General features: G+C 73.0%; 8 protein-coding genes. 3 read left to right on the forward strand and 5 right to left on the reverse strand.

Annotated features, from left to right (window positions below):
- The first annotated feature begins 17 nt into the window (after positions 1-17).
- Entirely contained in the window at positions 18-1,028 is a 1,011-nt protein-coding gene (locus tag RM572_RS06265; protein ID WP_311672273.1) for a sucrase ferredoxin, read from the forward strand.
- Between the two features lie 167 nt (positions 1,029-1,195).
- Positions 1,196-2,845, forward strand: coding sequence for a sensor histidine kinase (locus RM572_RS06270; protein WP_311672309.1), 1,650 nt, complete (start codon positions 1,196-1,198; stop codon positions 2,843-2,845).
- Between the two features lie 51 nt (positions 2,846-2,896).
- Here the strand turns inward: RM572_RS06270 and RM572_RS06275 are convergent, their stop codons facing one another.
- A complete protein-coding gene (locus RM572_RS06275) occupies positions 2,897-5,023 on the reverse strand; it encodes a DNA gyrase/topoisomerase IV subunit B (RefSeq protein ID WP_027763149.1) in 2,127 nt (708 codons plus the stop codon).
- A gap of 437 nt (positions 5,024-5,460) precedes the next feature.
- Here RM572_RS06275 and RM572_RS06280 point away from each other — a divergent pair, with 437 nt between their 5' ends.
- Entirely contained in the window at positions 5,461-5,691 is a 231-nt protein-coding gene (locus RM572_RS06280) for a DUF7455 domain-containing protein (RefSeq protein ID WP_136182056.1), read from the forward strand.
- Between the two features lie 194 nt (positions 5,692-5,885).
- Here the strand turns inward: RM572_RS06280 and RM572_RS06285 are convergent, their stop codons facing one another.
- From RM572_RS06285 to RM572_RS06300, 4 genes are all read right to left on the reverse strand, one after another.
- Positions 5,886-6,818, reverse strand: a complete 933-nt coding sequence (locus RM572_RS06285; protein WP_311672274.1) for a S1 family peptidase — start codon at positions 6,816-6,818, stop codon at positions 5,886-5,888.
- 798 nt (positions 6,819-7,616) lie between these two features.
- Complete coding sequence (locus RM572_RS06290) at positions 7,617-9,215, reverse strand: RNA polymerase sigma factor (RefSeq protein ID WP_311672275.1); 1,599 nt, start codon at positions 9,213-9,215, stop codon at positions 7,617-7,619.
- A gap of 342 nt (positions 9,216-9,557) precedes the next feature.
- Positions 9,558-10,526 carry a FadR/GntR family transcriptional regulator gene (locus RM572_RS06295; RefSeq protein ID WP_311672276.1) on the reverse strand — a complete coding sequence of 323 codons (969 nt, stop codon included), beginning with the start codon at positions 10,524-10,526 and terminating at the stop codon, positions 9,558-9,560.
- 122 nt (positions 10,527-10,648) lie between these two features.
- Complete coding sequence (locus RM572_RS06300; RefSeq protein WP_311672277.1) at positions 10,649-12,496, reverse strand: ABC transporter ATP-binding protein; 1,848 nt, start codon at positions 12,494-12,496, stop codon at positions 10,649-10,651.
- Positions 12,497-12,571: the final 75 nt, after the last annotated feature.

Raw genomic sequence — 12,571 nt, forward strand, 5'->3', positions numbered from 1 at the left:
CGGTTAGGCTCGCCTCTGTGAGAACGTGCGCCACAGCGTCCCGGGTGCTGAGCGAGCCCCTGGCGGCCACGGCCGCCACCGCACGCACCTGGCTGCTGATCGAACAGCCCGGCCCCTGGGGCTGCAAAGCCCTGACGGAGAGCCACCTCGATCCCGCGCTGGGCGCCGCCCTGGACCGGGCGGCCGCGCCGCACGGCGTGCGCGTCGCGCTCATCCGCCGACCGGGACCGCACGCCGACCGCGGCGAGCCCCACGACCGGCGCATCCACCTCGCTCACACCGCACCCGGCGCCTCCTGGGTGCTCACCCGCGAGGCGACCGCCGGGGTGGACCCCGTCACGTCCCTGCCGGACATGGACTTCGCCGCCCTCGGCGCCGGGATCCGCGCCGGCGCGGGCCCCGGCTGGCACGACCACCGGGGCGACCCGCTGGCGCTGGTGTGCACCAACGGCAAGCGGGACCGCTGCTGCGCCCTGCTCGGCCGCCCGCTGGCCGCGGAACTCGCCGCGTCCGCGCACGCCGACGTCTGGGAGATCACGCACATCGGCGGCCACCGCTTCTCCCCCACCCTGCTGGTGCTGCCGTACGGCTACGCCTATGGGCGCGCCGCCGCGCACACCGTCAAGGCGGTGCTGGAGGCGGTGCGCGAGGGGCGTGTGGTGACCGAGGGCTGCCGAGGACGTTCGGTCTGGGACCGGCCCGGCCAGGCGGCCGACCTGGCCGTCCGGGAGGCCACCGGCGAGCAGCAGGCGGACGCGCTGGACGTGGTGGACGTGCTGGAGGCCTCTGAGGGCTCCGGCGGACAGCGGTGGGCGGTCACCGTGGTGCACCGGGACGGGCGCCGCTGGCGGGTGCACATCGCCGCGGTGGCCGACGACGCCCCGCAGACGGCGCCCAGTTGCGGCGCCGCGCTGGGGCTGCCGCCGCAGATGCGGGTCGAGGACGTCGAGGCGCTCGTGCCCGTGGCGGCGGCGCCGACGGGCGCACCGTGCGCCGCGGGCGAGGGAGCGGAGCGCCCGGCTCGGTGACGGCCACGCCGGACGAGGAGACCGGGCAGGCCGGGCAGGCCGGGCAGGCCGGGCAGGCCACGATCGACGGCCCGCCGGACCGGTCCGGAACGGCCTCGCGGCGGCGGATCGGACCGGTGCGGCCGCGTGTCCCGATCGGGCTGTCGCCGCGCGCGCTGCGGGTCGGCATGCCGCGGCGGGTCTTCTCCCAGGTCCTCGTGATGCAGCTCGCGATCATCACGGGGGTGACGGCCCTGGTCACCGGTCTCTTCCTGGCCCCGCTGAGTGCCGAGTTCGACGACCGCGCCACCCAGCGCGCCCTGGCCATCGCCCGGTCCACCGCCGTGCAACCGGGCCTGCCAGAGCAGCTGCGCTCCCCCGGCGGCCCGTCCGCGGACGGGCCGGTGCAGGAACGCGCCGAACGGGTGCGACGCACCACCGGCGCCAGCTACGTGGTGATCATGGACACCCGCGGCATCCGCTGGTCCCACCCGGAGGTGCGGCGGATCGGACGGTACGTCTCCACCGACCCCGCCCGCGCACTCGCCGGGCACGAGGTGCGGCACATCGACGTGGGAACGCTGGGACGGTCGGCGCGGGGCAAGGTTCCGGTGCGGGACGACGAGGGCCGGATCGTCGGCGCGGTGTCGGTCGGCATCGCCTACGACAGCGTCCGCGAACGGCTGCTCGGCGCCGTCCCCGAGCTCCTCGCCTACGCGGGGGGCGCCCTGGGCGTCGGCGTGCTCGCGGCGCTGCTGGTCTCCCGCCGTCTGCAGCGGCAGACCCACGACCTGGCGTTCTCCGACATCTCCGCCCTGCTCGCCGAGCGCGAGGCCATGCTGCACGGCATCCGTGAGGGCGTGGTGGCGCTCGACGGGGCGGGCCGCATCCGGCTGGTCAACGACGAGGCCCAGCGGCTCCTCGACCTCGCCCCGCGGGATGCGGGACGGGCGCTGGAGGAGGCGCTCGGCCCCGGGCGTACGGCGGACGTGCTCACCGGGCGCGTCACCGGACGGGACCTGCTCACGGTACGGAGCGGCCGGGTGCTGGTGGCGAACCGGATGCCGACCGACGACGGCGGCGCGGTCGTCACCCTGCGCGACCGGACCGAGCTGGAGCAGCTGGGCCGCGAGCTGGACAGCTCGCGGGTGCTGGTGGACGCCCTGCGCGCGCAGGACCACGAGCACGCCAACCGGCTGCACGTCCTGCTCGGCCTGCTGGAACTGGAGCTGTACGACGAGGCCGCCGCCTATCTGTCCGAGGTGGTCGGCGTGCACCGGGCCACGGCGGAGCAGATCACCGGTCAGGTGCGCGACCCGCAGCTGGCCGCGCTGCTGGTGGGGAAGGCCACCGTGGCGGCCGAACGCGACGTGGCGCTGCGTGTCCGGTCCGGGACGCTGCTCCCGGACCGTCTGGTCGACGCGCGGGAGATGGTCACCGTGGTGGGGAACCTGGTGGACAACGCGCTGGACGCGGCGGCCGGCACCGCACGGGCGGAGGTCGGCGTGGAGCTGCTCCCCATCGGCGGCACGGGCGTCCGGCTGCGGGTCACCGACAGCGGGCCCGGGATTCCGCCCGAGCGGCGGGAGCAGGTGTTCGCCGAGGGCTGGTCGACGAAACCGCCGCCGGCGCACGGCAGGCGAGGGCTCGGCCTGGCGCTGGTGAAGCGACTGGCGGAACGGCACGGCGGCACCGTGCGGGTGGGCGAGGCGCCCGGCGGCGGCGCGGAGCTCACCGTGGTGCTGCCGGACGCGCTGGCGCCCGACCCGGCCGTCGCGGACCCGACCGTCGCGGACCGGGCGGGCGCGGCCGCGGGCGGCGCGGACGGTGCCGCCTGAGGCCGGGGGCCTCGGGCGGGCGCGGACCCGACGGCCCGGGCGGCTCGCCGCTCAGATGTCGATGCGGGAGCGGTCCAGCGTGGCCGCCGACGTGGTGATGAACTCGCGGCGCGGCGCGACCTCGTTGCCCATCAGCAGGCTGAACGCCTCCTCCGCCGCCTCCAGGTCACTGATGTTGATGCGCCGCAGCGTGCGGTGCCGCGGGTCCATGGTGGTCTCGGCGAGCTGGTCGGCGTCCATCTCTCCGAGGCCCTTGTACCGCTGGATGCTGTCCTTGTAGCGGACGTTCCGGCGCTCGAGGTCGAGCAGGGTCTGCCTCAGCTCGTTGTCGGAGTAGGTGTAGAGGTACTTGTCCTGCCCCTTCCTGGGGTTGATCAGCTCGATGCGGTGCAGCGGCGGCACGGCCGAGAAGACCCGTCCGTCCTCCACCATCGGCCGCATGTACCGCTGGAAGAGGGTCAGCAGCAGGCAGCGGATGTGCGCGCCGTCGACGTCTGCGTCAGCAAGGAAGATCACCTTGCCGTAGCGGGCCTGGTCGATGTCGAAGGTCCGGCCGGACCCGGCTCCTATGACCTGGATGATCGCCCCGCACTCGGCGTTCTTGAGCATGTCGGAGACGGACGACTTCTGCACGTTGAGGATCTTGCCGCGGATGGGCAGCAGGGCCTGGAACTCCGAGTTCCGCGCGAGCTTTGCGGTGCCCAGCGCCGAGTCGCCCTCGACGATGAACAGTTCGGAGCGGTCGACGTCGTCGCTGCGGCAGTCGGCCAGCTTGGCCGGCAGCGCGGACGACTCCAGCGCCGTCTTCCGGCGCTGCGCCTCCTTGTGCTGCCGGGCGGCGATCCGGGTGCGGGCCGCCGCGACGACCTTCTCCAGCACCGACCGGGCCTGCTGCTTGGCGTCCCGCTTGTGCGACGTCAGGAAGGCCTTGAGCTCCTTCGCCACCACCTGCGCGACGATCCGTGAGGCCGCCGAGGTGCCCAGCACCTCCTTGGTCTGCCCCTCGAACTGCGGCTCCGCGAGCCGGACGGTCACCACGGCGGTGAGGCCCTCCATGGCGTCGTCCTTGACGACGTCGTCCTCCGCCACGCGCAGCAGCTTGGCCGACCGCAGCGCCTCGTTGACGGTGCGGGCGATCGAACGCTCGAAGCCGGTGACGTGGGTGCCGCCCTTGGGCGTGGCGATGATGTTGACGAAGGACTTGACGGTGGTGTCGTAACCGGTGCCCCAGCGCAGGGCGATGTCGACCGCGAGTTCCCGCTGCACCTCGGTGGGGATCATGTGGCCCCGGTCGTCGAGGACGGGGACCGTCTCCTTGAACGTGCCCTGGCCCTGCAGCCGCAGCACGTCGCAGACGGCGCGGTCCTGCGCGAGGTACTCGCAGAACTCGCTGATGCCGCCGTCGTAGCGGAAGACCTCCTCGGTGGCCTCCGCACCGTCCAGGCCGCGCTCGTCGCGCACCACGAGCGTGAGACCCGGCACCAGGAAGGCGGTCTGGCGGGCGCGCGCGTACAGCGTCTCCAGCGAGAGCCGGGCGTCCTTGAGAAAGATCTGCCGGTCGGCCCAGTACCGCACGCGGGTGCCCGTACGGGTCTTGGGGATCTTCTTGTTCTTCAGCAGCCCGGTTGCGGGGTCGAACGGCGCGTCCGGGCCGGACTCGGTGAAGATGCCGGGCACGCCGCGGCGGAAGCTGATCGCGTGGGTGCGGCTGCCGCGGTCCACCTCGACGTCGAGCCGGGAGGACAGCGCGTTCACCACGGAGGCGCCGACGCCGTGCAGACCGCCGGAGGCGGCGTACGAGCCGCCGCCGAACTTGCCGCCGGCGTGCAGCTTGGTCATGACGACCTCGACGCCGGAGAGCCCCGTCTTCGGCTCGACGTCGACCGGGATGCCGCGGCCGTTGTCCCGGACCTCCACCGAGCCGTCGTCGTGGAGCACGATGTCGATGTGGTCGCAGTGGCCGCCGAGCGCCTCGTCGACGGAGTTGTCGATGATCTCCCAGAGGCAGTGCATCAGGCCGCGGCTGTCGGTCGACCCGATGTACATGCCAGGGCGCTTGCGGACCGCCTCGAGCCCCTCCAGGACGAGCAGGTGCCGCGCGGTGTAGTTGGACCCGCCGTCCCGGTCCGCTCCGGACAGCAGGGCGGTGGAAGACGACACTGAGGTCTCGGCGGTCACGCGGTTCGCTCCTCGCTGAATTCTGCTCGTGTGGCGGTGGTGCCGGATGAGAGGGTACCGAGGCCCAGTTGAGCCGTTGTGCAGGGCGCCCATGGTAGCGCAGCGTCGCATGCACGTTCGATAACTCGGACGGGTGACGCGTACATCACGTTCACATCCAGGCATGAACCGTTTAGGCTCCGGGCACGTCCTCTGACACGAACCGTTGAACCGGATCGTGACCACGACCGACACCGACCCCACACCTTCGACACCCTGCATCACGAACCGAGCACCACCGGCAACCGACGCACCACGGCTCATTCGCCGCCAACCGGCAGCATTCCGGCCGTCACGGAGGGAGAAATCCTCCTGGAAAAGTCCGGAGCGGGAACGTTTTCGGGCTGGTTGGATGTTGACCCTGGTACGACAGCTCGTCGAGCTAGAGAAGAGGCGACGTGACTACTGTTCTGACCCCCGCGACCCCGCTGACGGCAGCCGATCGCTGCGACCGCTGCAACGCGCAGGCCTACCTGCGCGTCGTGCTCCTCAGTGGCGGAGAGCTGCTGTTCTGCGCGCACCACGGCCGCAAGTTCGAGCCGGAACTGAAGAAGATCGCCGCGGAGATACAGGACGAGACGGAGAAGCTCACCGCGACTCCGGCCACCGCAGGCGAAGACGAGCGCTGACGTCCCGCCTCAGGCGCGGGACACGCCGGACCCCGGCGTACCACAGCGTCGGACGAGCTCGGACCGGCCACAGGGCCGGACACCACGGGCGGCTTCCCGGTAGCACCGGGAAGCCGCCCGTCGGTCGTGTGCGGGCCCTCGCACTCGCAGGAGGTCCTGCGGGCCTCCACAGGGGTTCTGCGCCGGTCTGCCGGTCAGGAGTGATTCTCCGGGGCGGGTGCGGGGAGCAGGGGGAGCATCGCGGAGATCCGGGTGTAGACGCCGGGCAGGCCCCGCTCGCCGCAGCCGGTGCCCCAGGAGACCAGCCCCACCAGCCGGCCGTCGGCCACCAGAGGCCCTCCACTGTCGCCCTGACAGGCGTCCGGACCGCCGGCGGGCAGTCCGGCACACAGCATGGAGCCGGCCTGGTAGGTGCCCGACACACTGCCCGGATAGGCCTCGGCGCAGGCGCCGTCGGGCAGGAGGCGCACCCGGGCCGCGTGCAGCGTGTCCGCGAAGCTGCCGTCCCCGCGCACGTCGCCCCAGCCGTACACGGTGGCCTCGGTGCCGGGCCGGTAGGCCTCGTCCCCCGCTGCGGCCGGCTCGATCGGGCGCGCGCCCGAGAGAGGTTCGGCCAGGGTCAGCATCGCCACGTCGCCCGCGTTGGTGCGCAGGTCGTGCCCGGGATTCACCCAGACGTCGGACACCGGCGTCTCCCGTCCCGCCCCGGCCGTGAGGTCGTCCCGTCCCGATATCACCCGCAGGTCCGTGACCTGCCGCCGGTCCACGCCCAGCACCTCGGTGCTCAGGCAGTGCGCGGCGGTCAGCACCGTACGCGGGCCCACCAGCGCGCCTCCGCAGAACTGGCCGGAGCGGGTGTCCCCGAAGCGCTCCCGGCTGGCCAGGGCGACCGTCCAGGAGTGCTCGGCCACGCGCACGTCCCGGCCGCCCACGACGTCCCCGTCCCGGACCGCGGCGGGATTCTTCGCGTCCGCCGTCTCCCCGGCGACCGTGTCGGTGACCGCAGGGGCGGCGGATGCGTGGTCACGCGGGTTCCCGGCCTCCCGGAGCTGCGCAGGGACGGCGGGCGCGGTGCAGGCCAGCAGCAGAAGCGGGCATATGAGCGGGCGGAGCAGGCGGTCTCGCACGCGGCCTCCCCAGGTCGGTGGCGTCGTGACCACCCAGGGTCGACCCCCGGAACACCCTCCGCATCCGGAGCAACGGGCACGGCCCGAAGACCCCGTTCGGGGGAACGCCGGCCCGTCGGTCGTCCCCGGTCCGCCGTGCGGCCCCCCGTCAGGCCGGGTAGACGCCCGGCACGACCTGCTGAGGCCCTGTGCTGCGCGCCGATGTGGCCTGGTCAGGGCCCCGGCCGGATATCAGCGCCGTACTCGTGACGTCCTGCGCTGCTCCAGCCTCACCGTGGTGGCCGCCGGCGGTCCCTCGTCGCCGATGCCCTCGGCCCGCTCCCGGCGGTCCACGTGGCTGCGGAGAACGCCCAGGACCGTGACGGCGCTCGCCGCCCCCTGCCGTGAACCCGCCTCCGCCGTTCGGGTGCCTGAAGGTCTGGGCCGATCAGGGCTTCGCCGGCCCTCTGGTCGCGTAACCCGTCAGATCCTCGGCCGCGACGTGGAGAGCCTCCGAAACGACCCTGCCCAGCGGTGCCTTCAGGCCCAGCCTCCGGGAAGCCGTCGGAGACGCTGCTTCCGCCTGCCCGGGAGGACGCCGGTGCCGATCCTGGTCGTAGCGTCACAGGGTGAGTTGACGAGGCGTGAGGAGCGGGCGACTGCGGCGGGGTGAGCAGGGCCACCACCCGGTCACGAGGGTTCGCCTCCGCCCTCGGGCGAGGTGATGCGCCCCCGCGAGAGGGAGGAGGGCGGGGACCACAGCGAAAGCGCCCCCGAACCCGCATCAGTGCACGTCGGAGGCGCTTCTCGCTGCGAGGGTCAGTCCAGGTAGTCCCGCAGGACCTGCGAACGGGAGGGGTGCCGCAGCTTGGACATCGTCTTGGACTCGATCTGACGGATGCGCTCGCGGGTGACCCCGTAGACCTTGCCGATCTCGTCCAGCGTCTTGGGCTGGCCGTCGGTGAGGCCGAAGCGCATCGAGACGACGCCGGCCTCGCGCTCGCTGAGGGTGTCCAGGACGGAGTGAAGCTGTTCCTGCAGAAGGGTGAAGCTGACCGCGTCCGCGGGGACGACGGCCTCGGAGTCCTCGATGAGGTCACCGAACTCGCTGTCGCCGTCCTCACCGAGCGGGGTGTGGAGCGAGATCGGCTCGCGCCCGTACTTCTGGACCTCGACGACCTTCTCCGGGGTCATGTCGAGCTCCTTGGCCAGCTCCTCCGGGGTGGGCTCGCGGCCCAGGTCCTGGAGCATCTGACGCTGCACGCGGGCCAGCTTGTTGATGACCTCGACCATGTGCACCGGGATGCGGATGGTGCGGGCCTGGTCGGCCATGGCGCGGGTGATGGCCTGACGGATCCACCACGTCGCGTAGGTCGAGAACTTGTAGCCCTTGGTGTAGTCGAACTTCTCGACCGCACGGATCAGACCGAGGTTGCCCTCCTGGATCAGGTCCAGGAAGAGCATGCCGCGGCCCGTGTAGCGCTTGGCGAGCGAGACGACGAGACGGAGGTTGGCCTCCAGCAGGTGGTTCTTCGCCCGGCGGCCGTCCTCGGCGATGATCTCCAGCTCGCGCTTGAGCTTCGGGGCGATCTTCTCCTCGGACGCCAGCTTGTCCTCGCCGAAGAGACCCGCCTCGATGCGCTTGGCGAGCTCGACCTCCTGCTCGGCGTTGAGCAGCGGCACCTTGCCGATCTGCTTCAGGTAGTCCTTGACGGGGTCGGCGGTGGCGCCGGCCGCGGCGACCTGCTGCGCGGGCGCGTCGTCCTCGTCCTCGTCGGAGAGGACGAAGCCCTCGTTCTCGTTCTTGGTCTCGACGGCGGGCCCGTCCTGCGGAGCGCTCTTGGCCGGCTTCGCGCCGGGCTCCTCCGCCTCGGCGTCCGGCGCCTCGAGCAGTTCGTCGACGACCGACTTCTTCGCCGCGCCCTTCTTGGCGGCCGCCTTCTTGGCTGGAGCCTTCTTGGCGGCCGTCTTCTTCGCGGCCGTCTTCTTCGCCACCGCCTTCTTCGCCGGAGGCGCCTCGACGGCGTCGTCCGCGGCGGCGGTCTCCGGCGGGGCGGGGGCCTCGGCGGCGGTCTTCTTCGCTGCGGACTTCGTGGCCTTCTTCGGAGCGGCGGTCTTGGCGCGGACCGACGTGGTGGCGGTCTTCTTGGCCGGGGCCTTCGCCGCCACGCTCTTACGGGTGCGCTTGGGCGCCTCGGCGGCACTCACCATGAGCGTCACACCCTCCTCGTCCAGAATCTGGTTGAGGCTTCGCAGGACGTTCTTCCACTGGGTCGGCGGGATCTGGTCAGCCTCGAAGGCCCGACGGACGTCATCGCCGGCGATCTGCCCCTCGGCCTTTCCCCGCTCGATGAGCGCCAACACGGACTCGGACTCGGCGATCTCCGCGGGGAGCGTACGGGATGTGCTGGCCGACACGAACAACCTCTCGGAACGATGGAAACGGCGGACCGCCGGCGGGATGCACCGACGGCGCGGGCAGAGCCGGGAAGGGAGAGCGCGGAGGCGCGGATCAGCTCCCTCTTCGGCTGCCACCTCTTGAGTCATCGCGCGACGGCGGGAAGCGTTACGCACGCCGTGCGTGGCCCGAGTCACACCGTGTACCCGGCCCAAGCGACGGGGACCGGGCGAACCGGGCCGGGTGCGGAACGCCGTCTCCGCGCGCGCTCCGGTCCGGCTCCCGGCAGCGCCGTCACGTGCGGCAGCGCCGCCGGGGAGCCCGGCGGCGCTGCCGCACAGCGGAACGGACCGCTCGCCGTCTCAGTGCTCGCGGGGCGCGGGCACGACGTGGTCGGCGCCCGGGGCCTGCTGGGCGACGGCGTCCGCCTGACCGCAGAAGAGGCCGCGCATCCCGGACTCGGCCGCGCCCTCGTCCCCTGCCGCCAGCGCGTCGGCGATCTGCTGGTGCTGGGCCACGGCTGCCTCGCTCGGGCGAACGCAGCCGGTGGAGGGGCCGCCGGAGACCTGGAGCGCGGAGGACACGATGCCGGCCAGGTGTTCCAGCATGCGGTTCCCCGCAGACTGCAGGAGCAGGCCGTGGAACTCGGCGTCGGCGCGGGAGAAGGTGAGCGAGTCTCCCTGGGTCAGGGCCTGTCCCATGATGCCGACCATGTCGGCGACGCGCTGCTGCACCTCGTCGCGGTTGCGGGCGGCGGCGAGGCGGGCGGCCAGCGGCTCGATCGAGGCGCGGAGTTCGCACAGTTCGCGGCGCTGGTCCTCCCGCTGCGGGCCGAACGCCCGCCATTCGATGATGTCCGGGTCGAGCAGGTTCCAGTCGCTGACCGGACGGACCCGGGTGCCGACGTTCGGACGGGCACTGACGAGGCCCTTCGCCTCCAGGACCCGGAGCGATTCGCGGACGACGGTGCGGGAGACCTCGAACCGCTGGCCGATCTCCTCCGGGACCAGCGGACGGTCGGCGCCCAGGTCCCCGGAGACGATCATCTGGCCGAGCTGCTGCACGAGCTGGCCGTGCAGTCCACGGCCGCGGTTGCCGGACGACCGGCGGCCCAGGCGGCCCATGTCGGCCTCGGCCCCCTCCCAGGCGGGGGCGTTGGTGGTGCGCGCCGCTCCGGAGGATTCGGCGTAGGCGTAGCGGTCCAGCTCTCCCGGGCCGGCGAGGCCGGAGCCGGCGGAGCGGGCGGAGGTCATCGAGGTGTGCGCAAGGGTAGTCACGAACCCTTTGTCGGCCTGGTCACAGGCCGCCTTGAGGGCTTTGGTGAAAAGCACACGAAAGGGTGATCGCTGACTTCCGCACAATTGACGCCTTATCGGAAAGAAAGAGGCTTACCAGTGTCGCGTTCGATCGCCTGACCGGGACGAGCGGTCCCCCCGAGGACCCTCGCGCGGGGTCACGACGTCCGGCCACGGAGGCCGAGCAGCAGGTAGGCGGCCAACAGCACGGTCAACGACATCGCGAGGGCCTGGCCGACCGGTTGGGAGACCAGCCTGACCGCGACCGGAACCCAGCCGTCGACTCCGGAGGGCCACGGAGACAGCAGCGCGCTCTCCAGCCGCCCGGCCAGGCCGTCGAGCACCGGGCCGTCGCCGCCGGGGAACATGCGCTTCGCCATCGGCACCACCAGCAGGGGCACGGCCAGCACCGCGGCCAGCCCGACGGCGGTGGACCGGGCGGCTCCTGCCGCCAGCAGGCCCGCCCAGCCGCAGCCGACGGCGAGCACGACGGACCAGGCGACGGCGGCGAGCAGGCCACGCAGCCCGTCCGACGGGACGAGCACCTCGCCGCCGAACAGGAGCAACAGCGCCGCCCCGTTCACGGCGAGGACGGCGAGGCACAGCACGAGCGAACCGGCCGCGGTCACGGCGACCTTGGCGAGCAGCAGTCCGAGCCGGCGCGGCACGGACGCTCCGGCGGGGACCAGCGAGGGATAGCGGCACTCCTGGCCGTAGGCGAGCGCTCCGAGCAGCCCCGCGCCGGCCGCGGCGGGCGGCAGCGGGAACAGGAAGGTCGCGGGCCAGCCGGCGAGGAGGCGCAGCAGCGCTTCGTCGGTGTCGGGGTCGGGACCGGACAACGCGAGGCCGAGGCCGGCGGTCAGTGCGACGGCCAGCACGCAGCCGAGCACGCACCAGGGGGTGCGGACGCTCAGCATGCGGCGGACCTCGTAGCGCAGGGGTGAAGCCGGGCCGGGCGGGGCGATGCTGTGCAGTCGGGGTGCGTCGCTCCGCCGGGGCGCGGCCGTGCGCTGCCGCGGTGGAGCGAGGGCCGCACGTTCCGCGACGACCTGGGCCGTGCGTGATCCGGGCGCGGCCCGTTCAGCGCGGGCCGTCACCACGGAGGCGCCGTCGTCACCGCTCTCCTCGGCGAGGCGGTGCACGAGGATGCCGTGACGGTAGGCGGTCTCGCCGACCGAGGCGCAGTCGCTGTTGTAGACGCAGAGGCGGGTGCCGGACTCGGCCACCACCTCCATCTCGTCGCGCTCGCGCCCGTCGGCGCCGGTACGCGGGGCGCTCCGGGCCTGCTGGACGAGCAGATCGGCGAGGCGTCCGGCGTGCGGCGTGGACACGGCGACCCTGGGGCGGAGCCGCGTACGGGCGAAGTCCTCCGCCTCCTGGTCGGCGAGCAGCCGTCCCTCCTCGATGCTGACGACCCGGTCGGCGACGCGGACCGCCTCCCTGGGGTCGCGGAGGGTGACGAGCACGGCGCCACCCTGGGCCGCGTATCCGCGCAGCAGTCCGTGGAGCCAGCCGGCTTCGCGAGGGGACAGCCCTTGCGCCGGCTCGTCGAGTACCAGGGTGTGGGGGTCGCCCAGCATCGCGGCGGCCATGCCCAGGCGACGGTCCATGCCCAGGGAGAAGGCACCGACCCGCTCCTCGGCAAGGACCCCGAGCCCGACGATCTCGAGCATCTCGTCGGCCCGCTCCGCGGGGACGCCCGCCGCAGCGGCGAGCATCCGCAGGTGGTTGCGGGCGGTGCGCCCCGGGTGGCCCGGCACGTCTCCCAGCAGGACACCCACCTCCTGCCCCGGATGCTCCAGCCGGTGGAGGGGCCGCCCGTCGAACAGCGCCACGCCGCGGCCCGGCTCGAGTTGGAGAAGGAGCCGCAGTGCCGTCGACTTGCCCGCGCCACACGGGCCCAGAAGAGCCGTCACCCGGCCGGCAGGCGCCTCGAAGGTCACGTCGTCGACCGCCGGGCGCCGGCCGCGGCGGGGAACGCTGGTCAGTCCGATCGCCTGAATCATCGCTGCTCCCGCAGGGCACATGGGGGACGCACCCCTGCAAGATAGCGATGAAATGCCCGTTTTGCCGGGAATGAC

It is taken from the genome of Streptomyces hazeniae (assembly GCF_031845485.1).
Classification (GTDB): Bacteria; Actinomycetota; Actinomycetes; order Streptomycetales; family Streptomycetaceae; genus Streptomyces; species Streptomyces hazeniae.